A 12,955-nucleotide genomic window follows, 5' to 3' on the forward strand; every position below is an offset into this window, starting at 1 on the left:
TTTCACAAGTCGAGCATCATATAATCGAAACGGTCTCCTGAAATCTCAATCTCTTTATGTTTGCGGAATCCAAGACGTTCGTACAGACGAGCCGCTGCCGGATTGCCCTGGTCGACGTTGAGTGTGACGGCCGGGATGTTTGTTTCGCGAGCATGTTCGACCACTCGCTGGATCAACTTCGTACCGATGCCGCGTCCTCCAAATTCTGAGTCGACGGCCACGGAATCGATATACAAAACGTCTCCTTCCGTCTCCACGTCAAGATGTCCAGGCTGCCCATGTTCGATGAGCCATTGCTTAATCGGCTCATCCAACTCAATCGCGCGCTTGCCCTCGTAGGCGATAATAATACCTGCGATGACGCCGTCTATGTCTGCCACCCAAATGTTTTCATAACTTAACCGGTTGTTCGGCCGACCGATCCACATCGCTAAGCGCTCAAGCACTTGCTTTTGGTCTGCCGTCCCCGTCAATGAATAGGCGATATCATGAATCGCTGAGTAAACGAGCGGTGCGATTGCTCCACTTTCGTTTGACTGTGCGTGTCGAATGTTCATCATTTATCTCCTCCATCAATCAGTTTAGCACAAAGCTAGAAACTGGTGGTTTGTCACATCTAGAAGTGTGGGATGATAGAAACAGAAGGGAGGAATTTGTAATGAAAGCTATTTTAACGGGCATGAACGGTACAGTCGCACCGGTCGTCGCCAAAACAATACAACGACATGGGATCGAACCTGTCGCTTGGGACAGGTCAAAAGTTTCGACGTCAGACGAGGCGGCGATGCGTGAATTTATCGAATCGGTGCGTCCTCATTATTTTCTTCATATCGGTATGGGATCGGTTGAATGGGCGGAAACGTTGGCCCGCCTTTGCGGAGAATACAACATCCCGTTCTTGTTTACGAGCACGGTCTCGGTATTCTCAGACAATGTGACTGGTCCAATCACGCCGGACACACCACCTGACGCAACGGACGAGTACGGCACCTACAAACGCGCCTGCGAAGAAGCAATCGCCCGGACCAACCCTGGTGCACAAATCGTCCGACTCGGCTGGCAAATCGGCGAAGCTGCCGGTTCGAATAATATGATGGACTATTTTACGAATGAAATGAACCAACACGGTGTCATCAATGCGAGCGCACACTGGTATCCATCCTGCTCCTTTTTAGAAGACACGGCTGACGCATTGTTCGAGATATTGACGAAGCGCGGTCCGGGTCTATATCAATTGAACGGCAATCCGAGCCTGTCGTTCTATGACATCGCCACTTCGTTAAACGAGTTGCATGACCTCGCGTGGCGCGTCGAGCGAACGGATGAACCAAAACGCGACAATCGGATGGTCGACATGAACATCACGATCCAACCGATCACGAAACGATTGACACTTCATACAAAATGAGTCGACGAATTCGTCGACTCATTTTATGGTTATAAAGGATGTTACCTCGCTTCTACCGAACAAACTTACATAGGAAGGGAGGGGGCCGTATGCTCTCATTCATTTTGACGTTTCGTCGCATGTTTCGTGGAATATGGCGTGGGTTGAAAGAGCCTGAATTTCAAGTTCTGTTCAGTCTAGCATTCCTCACGATTTTGTCAGGTACGCTGTTTTACTCCCGTTTTGAAGATATGCGTTGGTTAGACGCCCTCTATTTCAGCGTCATCACGCTCACGACGATCGGCTACGGTGATTTCGTCCCGACGACCGATATCGGCAAAGTGTTCACGATCGGTTACGTCATCACCGGCGTCGGCATCATGGTCGGGTTCATCACCCAAGTATTCAATCATTTGCAGCAAGCACGACTTGAGGAGATCAAGAACAAACGTAAAATGCCGCCATCCGATTAAGGATAGCGGCGTTCGTTCGTTATGATGCTTTTCGACTTCGATTCTCGATTGCCAATTGCTGATTAAAGCGCTTCGTCTCAGCGATGACGACGCCCGACAAGAACAAGAGCCCGATCAAGTTCGGGATGGCCATCAAGCCGTTGAAGACGTCAGACAGTGCCCACACCATGTTCAAGTTCGTCGTCATCGCCCCGAGTCCAGCGACGAGTACGAATGCGATCCGATATGGGATGATTGATTTTTGACCGAATAAGTAATGAATCGATCGCTCACCATAATACGACCAACCGAGCACCGTCGAGTAAGCGAACATGACGAGACCGATTGTGACGACATAACTGCCGAACGGCCCGAGGAACTGTTCGAACGTCGCCGTCGTCAACTCGACCCCTTCAAGTCCCGATCCGATTTGACCGCCCATGACGAGCGTGATCCCGGTGACCGAACAGACGATCAACGTATCAAGAAACACCTGCGTCATCGAGACGAGGCCTTGACGACCTGGCATGTCCGTCTTGGCCGCGGCCGCAGCGATCGGAGCCGAGCCAAGACCAGCTTCGTTCGAGAAGACTCCGCGCGCAACCCCGTACCGGATGGCTGCCCCGATGGCCCCGCCGCCAATCGCTTCGGCACTGAACGTGCTGCTAAAGATGAGCGCGATCGCATCGGGGATGAGTGTGTAGTTCATGATCATGATCAAGAGACCGCTCCCTAAGTAAAAGACGATCATGACCGGGACGAAGTAACTGACGACACGACCGATCGATTTGACACCACCGAGAATGACGGCGCCCGTGAAAATCATCATCAAGATACCCGACACGTAAAGCGGAACGTCGAACGTCGAGTTGAGCGCTAACGCGACCGAATTCGTTTGAACCCCGTTCCCGATCCCGAACGCGGCCAGTGAGGCGAACGCTGCAAACGCGACTGCGAGCCAGCGTTGCTTCAAGCCCCGTTCCAAATAATACATCGGTCCTCCGGCCATTTGACCACGTTCGTCCGTCACCCGGTACTTGACGGCGAGCACGGCCTCGGCGTACTTTGTTGCCATCCCGAAGAAGCCCGATACCCACATCCAAACGATCGCGCCTGGTCCCCCGAGGACGACCGCAGTCGCGACACCGACGATATTCCCCGTACCGACGGTCGCCGCGAGCGCTGTCATGAGCGCTTGGAAGTGGCTAATATCTCCTCGTGACGTCTTATCTTGATTTTTAGAGAATGCGAGTTTCAACGCGTAAGGCAACTTCGTGATTTGGAGTCCCCCGAGACGCACCGTCAAATAAACGCCTGTCCCCACAAGCAAAATTAACAGCGGCGGTCCCCACACAAAGTCTGAAATCGTACCGATTAGTTCGCTGAACGATTGACTCATGCTGTAATCCCCTCTCCCCTTATGTAATAAATACACCTCTATTTTTTCAGAATACTCGGAACGTTGTCAAAAGTATTGTGCTAAAACAAAGAAGGGGATAAACGCCCTGTATCTAAAACAGCGAGCCGTCGGTTAGACGTCTCGCTGTGACGGTGGCTTTTCGCGTTGCAGAGGGGCTTTCCAATCAAAATCGTCCGGCACATAGTCAAGTCCGCCCGAATGAAACGGTTGGCACCGCAACAGGCGCCGCGTCGTCAAATACCCGCCTTTGACAGCGCCATGCTTCTCAATCGCCTCAATCCCGTAGTGCGAACAGCTCGGATAAAATCGGCACGTCGGGGGCTTTAAAGGAGAAATAAAGCGTTGGTACCCTTGAATCCCACGTACTAATACTCGTTTCATTTCAATCGCCTCGCTCAGTCAGATTACTGCAATGATAGCCCGGACTGCGTGAATTGTCATCTGCAGCGCTTCGTCGATTCTCGTTACAAAACGACGAGTTTTTTTCCTTTCTTTTACAATTCAAGCGTGGCAGGCGATAATTGTTCGAACATTTGTTATGATAGGCAACATATATACGACCGAATCAAATGAATGAAGAGGTGACGGAAATGAACATATTAATGGTAGGAGCAGGATCGATGAGCGAGGCACTCGTCCGAGGCTGGATCGCTTCCGGGCTCTCCCCTGAACAGATTACGATGACGAACCGGAGCGACCTTGCACGTCTAGAGCAGCTGCAAGATGAACTCGGCGTACAGATCGTCGAAACAGAAGACGTCAACGCTTATACAATCGTCGTGCTCGCGATGCAACCAGACGGCGTCTTAGCTTACGCTCAATCACAGACGTGGAAAACACCACTGCTCGTATCCGTTGCGGCGCATATCGAGCCGAGCGAGCTTGAAGAAGTAGCCGGCATCCCAGCCATCTGCGCGATGCCGAACACCCCGGTCGCCCATCAAACCGGGATGACCGGACTCTGGTTCGGACCTGAGACAGATGCGACCGACCGCGAGACGGCGACGGCACTGTTCAACCGTGTCGGTCGGACGGCCGTAACGGACGCGAAAACGATGTCGGCTTTCATGGCGGCGGCCGGATGCAGTCCTGCGTTCTTTTACGAGATCGTCGGTTCGATGACCCCGGTGCTGACAGAAGCCGGGTTTGATGAAGACACGGCCCGCCAAATCGTCGCTCAAGCGATGAAAGGATCAGCCGAGTTATTGTTGCATGAGACACGTCCGACCGACGAGCTGATCGCAGACGTCGCCGCACCTGATGGACCGACCGACCGCGGTGTCGGCGTGCTCCGCTCACGTGACTTGTCTGACGTGATGTCGTCCGCGCTCCGCGAGAGCGCGAAAGAAAATCATGATCCTATCGACGCAACGATTGAAAGAACGTAAGTACTTGAACCGCCCGATGCAAGCCGGATTTTATTCCGACTTACATCGGGCGGTTTTTTTAATTCTCGCACTACTATTTTTTAGAAGTCATAAAATCCACAAATAATCCTGCTTCCCGATAGTAAAGAACGTGTTATGCTACCAAATGAGAAGAATTATCATTTGACTAAAATGGAGAGATCTTAATGAGTTCATTACTTGCTATGCCGCTACATCAACCAGTGCTCATATCCGATTTAACGAGAATTGATGACCGCTTGCGGCGTCGCATGATTGCCTTAGGATTTTATGAAGGTTGCTCCGTCCGAATCAAGCGCCGGGCCATCTTTTCCGGACCGCTCACGATTGAACAAATCGAACATCAACAAATGATTGCCATCCGTCGCTGTGACGCTGAACAGATTGGGGTGATAGTCCCATGACACAACGGATTGCCTTAATCGGAAACCCGAACACCGGAAAAACGTCTCTATTTAACCGCTTGACCGGCTCCTTCGCCCACGTCGGTAACTGGGCAGGTGTCACGATCGAACAGAAAATCGGGGAGCTGCATGGAAACATCGGACAGTTGATCGACTTGCCAGGTGTCTATGATTTAGACCCGCTATCGGCTGACGAAGCAATCGTCTCGCGATTCCTGTTGAAGGAACCGTTCGATGGGATGATCAATATCATCGATGCCTCGCAGTTCGAACGTAACTTACAATTAACGCTCCAATTGCTCGAAATGGGCCGTCCGCTTCAAATCGGTCTGAACATGGTCGATGTCGCCAAAGGACGGGGCATCCACATCAATTTAGAGCGCTTGAAAGAACGTTTGGACGCGGACGTGTTTCCGATCACAGCGCGCACAGGCGCCGGCTGTGAAGTCCTCCTGTCCTCCCTGCGAACGACCCCTCGCGAACCTTTCGTACTCGATTACGGGGAAGAGACCGAACAGGCGATTCAACAAATTCTTGAAGCGACGGGACTGAGTGAGCGCGATCGCTGGGTCGCCATTCAATACTTGGCCGGAAATCGTGTCATTTCAGAACAGCTCGAATCGTCGACGCCAACCGTCAATGAAATTCGTAAAGCGTTAGAAGTGAAACTCGGACGCTTCGCCCACGCCCACATTACAGAACGCAGACGCGACTGGACGAAAGACGTTCGCCATCACGTTGTCGATCAGCAAGGCGCACAACAAGCCACGGTCACCGACCGCATCGATGCCGTCGTGACACATCCGATCTGGGGCTTACCTATTTTCTTTACAGTACTTTATACCTTGTTCCACATCACGTTCAACTGGATCGGTGCCCCGTTGTCTGATCTGTTGGATGGATTTCTGTCGGGTCCGGTCACGTCCGGAACGAGCTCGTTGTTACAAATGCTCGGGACCTCTTCTTTCATCCAGGCGTTGCTGATTGATGGGGTAATTGCCGGTGTCGGCGGTGTCCTCGTCTTCGTCCCTCAGATTTTCGTGCTCTTTTTCTTTATCTCGTTTTTAGAGGACTCTGGCTATATGGCGCGTGTCGCCATTGTCATGGACCGATTTATGCAACTCGTCGGACTGAACGGGAAAAGTTTCATTCCGATGATCATTGGATTTGGTTGTAACGTCCCAGGTATTATGGCGGCACGGACGGTCGAGGAAGAACGGGAGCGGCTCGTCACGATTTTTATTTCGCCGTTCATGTCGTGCTCGGCGCGTCTGCCGATTTATGCCGTCTTCGCTGCCAGTTTTTTCGCATCAAACCAAGCGCTCGTCGTCTTATCGCTCTATATGCTCGGGATCGTCCTGGCGTTGATTGCCGCGAAAATATTCACGTCCGTATTGGCGGCGGAAGATCGGAACAGCCTCTTTATCGTCGAACAGCCTCCATACCGTGTCCCCCAAGGGTTGACGCTTTGGCGCAGCACGTGGCAAAAAGCGAAAGGGTTCGTCCGAAAAGCAGGTACGTTCATCTTTGGCGGTTCAGTCTTCATTTGGTTACTCGCCTATTCCGGTCCAGCCGGAATGGACGTCCCGATGAATGAGAGTTTTCTCGCTATGATCGGCGGGGTCGTTGCGACGTTGTTGGTTCCACTCGGTTTCGGGACGTGGCAGGCCGGTGCTTCGCTCATCACAGGTTTTTTGGCGAAAGAAGTCGTCGTATCGACGATGGCGATCATTTATGCGGTCAGCGAATCTGACTTGTCCGCTTCGTTGCTTCCGGTGTTTACGCCGTTGAGCGCATATAGCTTCATGGCGTTCGTCCTCTTGTACGTCCCTTGTCTAGCGACCGTCGCCGTCATTCGGCGCGAGGTGGGAAGTGCCAAGTTGACGTGGATCGCTAGCCTTTATGGGCTTGGTGTTGCGTACGTCGTATCACTGATGATCTATCAAATCGGTCGTCTGTTCGGATTGTCTTAACAAGGAGGAAATCATATGTTCTTATTTGATTTACTGATCGGTCTTGCCGTATTCGGGTACGCCGCCTATTCGCTCTATCGCTACACCCGTAAAGCAAAAGCCGGTAAATGCGCCACGTGCGAAATCGCACCGACTTGTACGACATCCTGTGATGCAGCAGACTGGGATCAAATCATTGCGGAAGCACTACATCCTGATCAACCAGTCACGGCCCACAAAAAAACGGATTAGCGCGAAAAAATGCGCTAGTCCGTTTTTCATTGGAAGATATGTAACGTGGTGACAATGATCGCGACCATCAAAATACCGGGCAGCAAGTTGGCGACACGAATCCGGGTGATCCCGACCAGGTTCAACCCGATGGCGACGATCATGACGCCGCCGGTCGCCGTCATCTCCAAAATAAAGTCATCCATGAGCGACTCCGGAATAAACTTCATGATCTGGATGGCGAGCAACGCGATCGCTCCTTGGTACAACAAGACCGGTACGGCCGAGAACATGACGCCGATGCCGAGCGTCGAACTGAGCACAAGCGCCGTGAAACCGTCAATCAACCCTTTTGTATAGAGGACGTCATGGTCCCCGCGCAGGCCGCTGTCGAGCGCCCCGATGACGGCCATCGCCCCGATTACAAAGATGAGCGTCGCCGTGATGAAGCCTTCCGCGATGCTCGACTTACTTTTTCCACCGAGACGCCGTTCCAACTGATAGCCGATCTCGTTCAACTTCTCGTCGAGCTTCCACCATTCGCCAAGTGCGGCTCCGATAACGAGACTGCCGATGACGATTAAAAAGTTCTCACTCTTCATGCCCATCTGCACGCCAAGCACGACGACGGCGAGACCGATGGCAGCCGTGACCGTCTCTTTCATCCGCTCGGGGATTCGGTGAAACAACAACCCGAGTAATGTGCCGACCACGATCAAGGCCGCATTGACGATTGTTCCGGTTAATACCATCGTATAATTCCCCGTTTCTGTATGTATTGAGAGGAATATACCAACTGTTTATGTGGGCTGTCAATTAAAAGAATACACAAAAAAAGCCACTTCTCGTAAGAAGTGGCTGCGCGGAAACCCACGTTCCTATGGGTTTCGCATCGGGTTTGGCACCCAAGTGATTCTGACTGGGCTCGAACCAGCGACCTCTACCCTGTCAAGGTAGCGCTCTCCCAGCTGAGCTACAGAATCAGGTCGTGTCCTCTCTTTAGGACACTATTAATATATCAAGAAACTAATGCCTTGGCAACTGTTTTTTAAAACTTTTTTTATTTTTTTCACCGCGTCATTTCTTCCCGCTTCATGTGACGGCATAGACGTTCCAAATCGCCGGCATACACGGACACAATCATGCCTCCGTGTTCGGTGTCACGGTCCCAATGCAATCCGTTCGCTTTCGCGACTCGTTGTGACGGCACGTTGTCCGGGTGAATGAGCGAGATGATGTCTTTCTCGCCTTCCTCGAACGCATGCCGCATGAGACGCGCGGCCGCTTCCCGGCCGTAGCCCATGTGCCAGTGCTTTGGTGCCAGCCAATAACCGACCTCGAGCTCGATGTTGCCATCAAGTTCATGCAAGAGCGTCCCGGCATGGCCGATCGGCTCATCGCTGTGATGTGTCATCAGTTTGAGGAGTCCGGTCTGTCGGCCCGTTGTATAGCGGACCAATTGTCTCTCGAACCATTCGATTGTCTGTTCATCCGTATATGGCTTGCCGTCCGGACTGATGAAACGCATCACTCGCGGATCTTGGAGTAGCGATTTTACGAAATAGAAATCGGAGATCGTGTAATGTTCAAGCCGTAGACGTTCTGATTGCAACTCGACAAGATTCATCTTTCCCGCCCCTTTCGTTCACAGTCTGAACTATTCGATTCCCGTTTTCATCTCGTTTCAATCCTATTCACGCCACGACTTTCAATCCGATAACGCTCCCGATAATGAGAATTAAAAAGAAGATACGCCAGCGATCCCTCGACTCGTTCAAGTACAACATACCGAGAATCACTCCACCCGCCGCGCCGATCCCGACCCAAATCGAGTAAGCGAGTCCGAGCGGCAGCGTCTCGAGGGAACGTGACAACAAATAAAAACTTAGTGCGAACGTCGTGATCGAAAGAAGCGACCATTTTAAAATCTGATAGCCTTTTGATTTTCCCATGAAGAAAACAGCAAGCATCTCAGCGAGCCCAGCCCCGATTAAAAATGTCCAACTCATGCCGACTCACCTCCTGTCACTTGCTTCAAACCGACCACCCCGATGAGGAGCGTCGCGATAAACAACAGCTTCATTCCCGTCATCGTCTCATCAAACAAAATATTTCCAACGATGACCGTCCCGACAGCACCGATACCCGTAAAAACGGCGTACCCGGTGCCAGCTGGCAACACACGGAACGACATCGCCAACAAGCCAAAACTGACAATCAATAACACGATGGTCACGACGGTCGGTCCTAACACGGTAAACCCGTTCGACAATTTCATCGTCGTCGCCCAAACAATTTCAAGAAGTCCGGCGAGCACGAGCCACAACCAAGCCATTTGTTCCTTTTTCATGTCCACCCGACTCCTCTCTTGAAAATTTTAAATGCTGCATGCTGTCGTTGCGCTCGATTCGTTGCAAACGAAAAGAGTGAAAGCAACGCCCCGTCCAAAAAACAATAGTACGCGTCATATACGTCGTCGAGCGATTGTTCCGGTAAATCGCCACGCTCCATCGCCAAACGGAATTGCTCTTTCTCAAACGCCTGGAGCTCGGTCTCGACCGACCCAATCGTCGTCTCGATGAAGACGCGCAGCTCAGGAGGCGGTACGAGCAGCATTCGCTTCGTCAACATCCACGTCTCTTCTTCTTCGAAGAAATGAATCAGCGCTTCAACGATTGTCTCGATCCGTTCGAGCGGTGCCGCATCATTTGACGCGTCCCGCGCTTGTGACCAAGCTCCCTGGTAACGCTCGGCCATCTGTTCGACGACTTGTTTGAACAGCTGTTCTTTTCCGTCGATGTGCGCATATAAAGACGCCTTCTTAATCCCGACATCTTCGGCGAGCGCCGCCAAAGATAATCCTTCATATCCTTCAAGCGCGAACCGGCGTCTGGCAGCTTGTTCAATGCGCTGTTTCGTGGTCATATGCGATCTACCCCTTTCATCTCCCCTTACTTTACCTAACGAACGGTAGGTAGTCAAATTTCCGGATTGAGTTTTTGTACGGACAACGCCAAAATGAGAAGAGATTGTCAGAGGAAGGAATGATTGTATGATCGAACAGTTTAGTTTCACCTTGCCGACCGAGACGATGCGCGGCCGAAAACGAATCGTCCGCGTCTACCGTCCCGACTTCGCTCGTACCGACGAGGCGTTGCCCGTGCTCTATATGCATGACGGCCAAAACGTCTTCGACGGCAAGACCGCGACAATCGGGGAAGGTTGGGCGATTGACCGCCATCTCGACGATTTGCAACTGCCGCTCATGGTCGTCGCCATCGCGAGTGCCCCCGATTGGCTCGACCGATACGATGAGTACTCATTTTATGAAGACGAGATGCTTTACAAGCGCATCGGGCCTGAACTCGCTAAGACCCGGCCGACACTCGGCGGCAAGGGGCGCCTCTATGCCGACTGGCTCATGCAGGAGCTGAAGCCGTGGATTGACGCACGCTATGCGACCGATCCGGATGACGTCGGCGTGATGGGCAGTTCGATGGGCGGCGTCATCTCGCTCTACATGATGGCGACGTATCCGGCAATACGTCGTGTCGGTTCGCTGTCGACGGCCGCCTGGTCCAACCTCGACTCGCTCATTCGCGAACTGAAACAAACTGACCTGTCTGCCCGACTCTATATGGATATCGGCACGAACGAGACGAGCGGACCGATCACGCCCGAGGACTACTTATACACGAATGCGAGACTCGTCGAGACGATCGCTCGGACCGGCGTCGCCTTCCGCTACGAAGTCGAGCCCGGGGCGGTCCACAACGAGATTGCATGGCGGCGTCGGTTGCCGAACGCGCTCGCATTTCTGTATGAACTCTCATGACATGAAAAGACGCAAAGGCGGTCGCCTTTGCGTCTTTTCAACTATCTTTTTCTATTAGATGACCCAGTTCCCATCACGCATGATCGCTTCGCGTGTTCCGTCCTCGAGCTCACCGTCGATATTCATTTCGGCCGAACCGATCATGAAGTCGACGTGTGTCATCGAATCGTTCGCGCCATTCTCAGCGAGTTCTTCGGGCGACATCGTCGGTCCGCCTTCAAGGCATGTCGAGTAGGCACGTCCGAGCGCCAAGTGGCACGATGCGTTCTCATCGAACAACGTGTTGTAGAAGAGGAGTCCCGAGTTCGAGATCGGCGAATCGTCCGGCACGAGCGCGACTTCTCCGATGCGGCGCGCCCCTTCATCAAGGTTCAACAGTTCATCGAGTGCTGCCTGCCCCTGCTTCGCTTCCGCTTTTACGACTTTTCCGCCTTCGAACCAAAGCGTGAACCCGTCGATCAAGTTCCCGCTGTAGCTGAGCGGCTTCGTGCTCGACACGTGTCCTTCGACCGCATCTTTATCGGCGAGCGTGAACACTTCCTCCGTCGGCATGTTGGCGATGAAGTCGACGCCGTCCATGTTCGGACCACCGCCGCCGAGGAAGACGTGCTTCTTCGGAAGACCGATCGTCAATTCCGTGCCTGGTGCTTTGTAGTGAAGTTTCGCGTATTTCTTATCCGTCAACAGCTGCGCCCGCGAGCGCAACGCTTGATCGTGCTCGTCCCAGGCGGCAACGACATCGTCTTGGTCCATTCGTGTCGCTGCGAAAATCGCTCTCCACAGGGCTGGAACCGCATCTTCACGGTCTGGGAATACTTTTTTCGCCCATGCTTCAGATGCACCGGCCACGATTGACCAGCTGACATTATCACTCATGACATACTTACGCCATTTCGCGAGCGCGACACCAGACGCCCGGTTCGAGTCGGCGATGCGTGATGATTCGACACCGTTCAGCGCGTCAGGATCGTCGCTGACGATCGACAAGAACGCCGTCTTCTCTTCCGCGAGTTGCTCGAATCGTGCTTTGAGCCACTCCGGGAACTCCTTGAACGCTTCAGTCGGTGCGTTGAAGTAACGCACTTTCGTCGTCTCTTCATCACTCCAGTTGACGTACACTTGTTTCGCTCCGGCCGCGTAGGCCGCTTTCACGATTTGGCGGACGAGCGGTGCTTGGCTAATATCGGCTCGGACTTCGAGCTGTTGACCCGGTTGAATGTTGACACCTTTTTTGACAGCAAGCTCGGCATAGCGGGCAAATTCTGCCTCGGTCGGTAAAGTTACAGTAGACATATGTACAGTTCCTCCTTTTTCACTTACTTCTATTTTCTTAAATTTTCGGAAAAGTTGCAACCAAATCGCAAAAACGGGCATATTAGTAGTTGTAGAGAGAAGGAGGAGAAAAACATGTCAGATTGGAAAACGACTTATTCACACTTTTTAAACAACGCCCAAACCGAATTCACCGAGAACGAAAAGCTAGGTGACTTATTAGTTCAAGGAGAACTCGCCCTAGCAAAAGTCACGGTCGACGTCGCCTCAAACGAAATCAGCGACATCGAACGGGAAGAGGAGCTCACACTATACTTCCAAATGAAACAACTGCTCAACATGCTACGTGCCGTCTACAACGCCCAGTTCGAGATGCAGCCCGACAAGCAACACGCTCTCGTCGCGGCCGTGCTCTATTTCGTCTCACCGTTCGACGCGATTCCGGACGACGCCCCGCTCGGACTGTTTGACGACGCTCAAGTCATCGACTACGTCCACGAACAGCTAGCGAGTGATATCGACCGCTTCCATAACGAGTTATAATCTTTCAAGACTTGAAATTCCGGCGTCATCGGAGTACGCTTGCATGAGTTCAT

Annotated in this window: 17 protein-coding genes and 1 tRNA gene; 8 read left to right on the top strand and 10 right to left on the bottom strand. The window is 52.4% G+C overall.

Translation table 11 applies throughout. The annotated features are described in order from the left end of the window. Positions 1 to 2: 2 nt before the first annotated feature. A complete protein-coding gene (locus EVJ20_RS11260) occupies positions 3 to 557 on the bottom strand; it encodes a GNAT family N-acetyltransferase (protein WP_236636391.1) in 555 nt (184 codons plus the stop codon). Between the two features lie 101 nt (positions 558 to 658). On the opposite strand from EVJ20_RS11260, the gene EVJ20_RS11265 reads away from it, so the two are divergent. Beyond that, entirely contained in the window at positions 659 to 1,408 is a 750-nt protein-coding gene (locus EVJ20_RS11265; protein WP_070328866.1) for a sugar nucleotide-binding protein, read from the top strand. A gap of 89 nt (positions 1,409 to 1,497) precedes the next feature. Beyond that, positions 1,498 to 1,860 (top strand): potassium channel family protein, encoded by a 363-nt coding sequence (locus EVJ20_RS11270; RefSeq protein ID WP_131465716.1) that lies wholly within the window; start codon positions 1,498 to 1,500, stop codon positions 1,858 to 1,860. 19 nt (positions 1,861 to 1,879) lie between these two features. On the opposite strand, the gene EVJ20_RS11275 is transcribed toward EVJ20_RS11270, so the two are convergent. Together EVJ20_RS11275 and yidD are read right to left on the bottom strand one after the other, a co-directional pair. Next, positions 1,880 to 3,238, bottom strand: coding sequence for an alanine/glycine:cation symporter family protein (locus EVJ20_RS11275; RefSeq protein ID WP_131465718.1), 1,359 nt, complete (start codon positions 3,236 to 3,238; stop codon positions 1,880 to 1,882). A gap of 132 nt (positions 3,239 to 3,370) precedes the next feature. Further along, the gene (gene yidD / locus EVJ20_RS11280; protein WP_083274114.1) at positions 3,371 to 3,640 is read right to left on the bottom strand and encodes a membrane protein insertion efficiency factor YidD; all 270 of its coding nucleotides are present in this window, start codon (positions 3,638 to 3,640) and stop codon (positions 3,371 to 3,373) included. Between the two features lie 209 nt (positions 3,641 to 3,849). On the opposite strand from yidD, the gene EVJ20_RS11285 reads away from it, so the two are divergent. The 4 genes from EVJ20_RS11285 to EVJ20_RS11300 all read left to right on the top strand — a co-directional run bounded on the left by EVJ20_RS11285 (position 3,850) and on the right by EVJ20_RS11300 (position 7,273). Continuing rightward, complete coding sequence (locus EVJ20_RS11285; RefSeq protein ID WP_236633749.1) at positions 3,850 to 4,647, top strand: pyrroline-5-carboxylate reductase family protein; 798 nt, start codon at positions 3,850 to 3,852, stop codon at positions 4,645 to 4,647. A 185-nt stretch (positions 4,648 to 4,832) separates the two neighbouring features. After that, positions 4,833 to 5,069 (top strand): FeoA family protein, encoded by a 237-nt coding sequence (locus EVJ20_RS11290; protein ID WP_070328862.1) that lies wholly within the window; start codon positions 4,833 to 4,835, stop codon positions 5,067 to 5,069. After that, positions 5,066 to 7,042 carry a ferrous iron transport protein B gene (gene feoB, locus EVJ20_RS11295; RefSeq protein ID WP_131508223.1) on the top strand — a complete coding sequence of 659 codons (1,977 nt, stop codon included), beginning with the start codon at positions 5,066 to 5,068 and terminating at the stop codon, positions 7,040 to 7,042. The genes EVJ20_RS11290 and feoB overlap by 4 nt, the downstream gene beginning before the upstream one ends. A gap of 15 nt (positions 7,043 to 7,057) precedes the next feature. Then, entirely contained in the window at positions 7,058 to 7,273 is a 216-nt protein-coding gene (locus EVJ20_RS11300) for a FeoB-associated Cys-rich membrane protein (RefSeq protein ID WP_131508225.1), read from the top strand. Positions 7,274 to 7,299: 26 nt separating this feature from the next. On the opposite strand, the gene EVJ20_RS11305 is transcribed toward EVJ20_RS11300, so the two are convergent. The 6 genes from EVJ20_RS11305 to EVJ20_RS11330 all read right to left on the bottom strand — a co-directional run bounded on the left by EVJ20_RS11305 (position 7,300) and on the right by EVJ20_RS11330 (position 10,177). Next, positions 7,300 to 8,004, bottom strand: coding sequence for a DUF554 domain-containing protein (locus tag EVJ20_RS11305; RefSeq protein ID WP_016509421.1), 705 nt, complete (start codon positions 8,002 to 8,004; stop codon positions 7,300 to 7,302). 158 nt (positions 8,005 to 8,162) lie between these two features. Continuing rightward, positions 8,163 to 8,235 (bottom strand) — tRNA-Val (locus EVJ20_RS11310). Between the two features lie 86 nt (positions 8,236 to 8,321). After that, positions 8,322 to 8,879, bottom strand: a complete 558-nt coding sequence (locus tag EVJ20_RS11315) for a GNAT family N-acetyltransferase (protein ID WP_131465726.1) — start codon at positions 8,877 to 8,879, stop codon at positions 8,322 to 8,324. 67 nt (positions 8,880 to 8,946) lie between these two features. After that, positions 8,947 to 9,261: a DMT family transporter gene (locus tag EVJ20_RS11320; RefSeq protein WP_070328858.1), complete on the bottom strand. Its 315-nt coding sequence runs from the start codon at positions 9,259 to 9,261 to the stop codon at positions 8,947 to 8,949. Then, positions 9,258 to 9,587 (bottom strand): DMT family transporter, encoded by a 330-nt coding sequence (locus EVJ20_RS11325; protein WP_070328974.1) that lies wholly within the window; start codon positions 9,585 to 9,587, stop codon positions 9,258 to 9,260. The genes EVJ20_RS11320 and EVJ20_RS11325 overlap by 4 nt, the downstream gene beginning before the upstream one ends. 11 nt (positions 9,588 to 9,598) lie before the next feature. Continuing rightward, positions 9,599 to 10,177, bottom strand: a complete 579-nt coding sequence (locus EVJ20_RS11330) for a TetR/AcrR family transcriptional regulator (protein WP_131490653.1) — start codon at positions 10,175 to 10,177, stop codon at positions 9,599 to 9,601. A 127-nt stretch (positions 10,178 to 10,304) separates the two neighbouring features. Here EVJ20_RS11330 and EVJ20_RS11335 point away from each other — a divergent pair, with 127 nt between their 5' ends. Then, positions 10,305 to 11,087, top strand: coding sequence for an alpha/beta hydrolase (locus EVJ20_RS11335; protein WP_070328856.1), 783 nt, complete (start codon positions 10,305 to 10,307; stop codon positions 11,085 to 11,087). Between the two features lie 54 nt (positions 11,088 to 11,141). Here EVJ20_RS11335 and EVJ20_RS11340 read toward each other — a convergent pair whose 3' ends face one another. Beyond that, entirely contained in the window at positions 11,142 to 12,380 is a 1,239-nt protein-coding gene (locus EVJ20_RS11340; protein WP_070328855.1) for an aminopeptidase, read from the bottom strand. A 114-nt stretch (positions 12,381 to 12,494) separates the two neighbouring features. Here EVJ20_RS11340 and EVJ20_RS11345 point away from each other — a divergent pair, with 114 nt between their 5' ends. Beyond that, positions 12,495 to 12,902, top strand: a complete 408-nt coding sequence (locus EVJ20_RS11345) for a YkvA family protein (protein ID WP_070328854.1) — start codon at positions 12,495 to 12,497, stop codon at positions 12,900 to 12,902. Positions 12,903 to 12,955 lie beyond the last annotated feature (53 nt).

Source organism: Exiguobacterium sp. SH0S1 (assembly GCF_004337165.1).
GTDB classification, from domain to species: Bacteria; Bacillota; Bacilli; order Exiguobacteriales; family Exiguobacteriaceae; genus Exiguobacterium; species Exiguobacterium aurantiacum_A.

What these genes read in the sequence shown, in the direction of transcription:
- EVJ20_RS11260 (WP_236636391.1), bottom strand. Translation starts at nt 557, where the DNA reads ATGAACATTCGACACGCACAGTCAAACGAAAGTGGAGCAATCGCACCG.
- EVJ20_RS11265 (WP_070328866.1), top strand. Translation starts at nt 659, where the DNA reads ATGAAAGCTATTTTAACGGGCATGAACGGTACAGTCGCACCGGTCGTC.
- EVJ20_RS11270 (WP_131465716.1), top strand. Translation starts at nt 1,498, where the DNA reads ATGCTCTCATTCATTTTGACGTTTCGTCGCATGTTTCGTGGAATATGG.
- EVJ20_RS11275 (WP_131465718.1), bottom strand. Translation starts at nt 3,238, where the DNA reads ATGAGTCAATCGTTCAGCGAACTAATCGGTACGATTTCAGACTTTGTG.
- yidD (WP_083274114.1), bottom strand. Translation starts at nt 3,640, where the DNA reads ATGAAACGAGTATTAGTACGTGGGATTCAAGGGTACCAACGCTTTATT.
- EVJ20_RS11285 (WP_236633749.1), top strand. Translation starts at nt 3,850, where the DNA reads ATGAACATATTAATGGTAGGAGCAGGATCGATGAGCGAGGCACTCGTC.
- EVJ20_RS11290 (WP_070328862.1), top strand. Translation starts at nt 4,833, where the DNA reads ATGAGTTCATTACTTGCTATGCCGCTACATCAACCAGTGCTCATATCC.
- feoB (WP_131508223.1), top strand. Translation starts at nt 5,066, where the DNA reads ATGACACAACGGATTGCCTTAATCGGAAACCCGAACACCGGAAAAACG.
- EVJ20_RS11300 (WP_131508225.1), top strand. Translation starts at nt 7,058, where the DNA reads ATGTTCTTATTTGATTTACTGATCGGTCTTGCCGTATTCGGGTACGCC.
- EVJ20_RS11305 (WP_016509421.1), bottom strand. Translation starts at nt 8,004, where the DNA reads ATGGTATTAACCGGAACAATCGTCAATGCGGCCTTGATCGTGGTCGGC.
- EVJ20_RS11315 (WP_131465726.1), bottom strand. Translation starts at nt 8,879, where the DNA reads ATGAATCTTGTCGAGTTGCAATCAGAACGTCTACGGCTTGAACATTAC.
- EVJ20_RS11320 (WP_070328858.1), bottom strand. Translation starts at nt 9,261, where the DNA reads ATGAGTTGGACATTTTTAATCGGGGCTGGGCTCGCTGAGATGCTTGCT.
- EVJ20_RS11325 (WP_070328974.1), bottom strand. Translation starts at nt 9,587, where the DNA reads ATGGCTTGGTTGTGGCTCGTGCTCGCCGGACTTCTTGAAATTGTTTGG.
- EVJ20_RS11330 (WP_131490653.1), bottom strand. Translation starts at nt 10,177, where the DNA reads ATGACCACGAAACAGCGCATTGAACAAGCTGCCAGACGCCGGTTCGCG.
- EVJ20_RS11335 (WP_070328856.1), top strand. Translation starts at nt 10,305, where the DNA reads ATGATCGAACAGTTTAGTTTCACCTTGCCGACCGAGACGATGCGCGGC.
- EVJ20_RS11340 (WP_070328855.1), bottom strand. Translation starts at nt 12,380, where the DNA reads ATGTCTACTGTAACTTTACCGACCGAGGCAGAATTTGCCCGCTATGCC.
- EVJ20_RS11345 (WP_070328854.1), top strand. Translation starts at nt 12,495, where the DNA reads ATGTCAGATTGGAAAACGACTTATTCACACTTTTTAAACAACGCCCAA.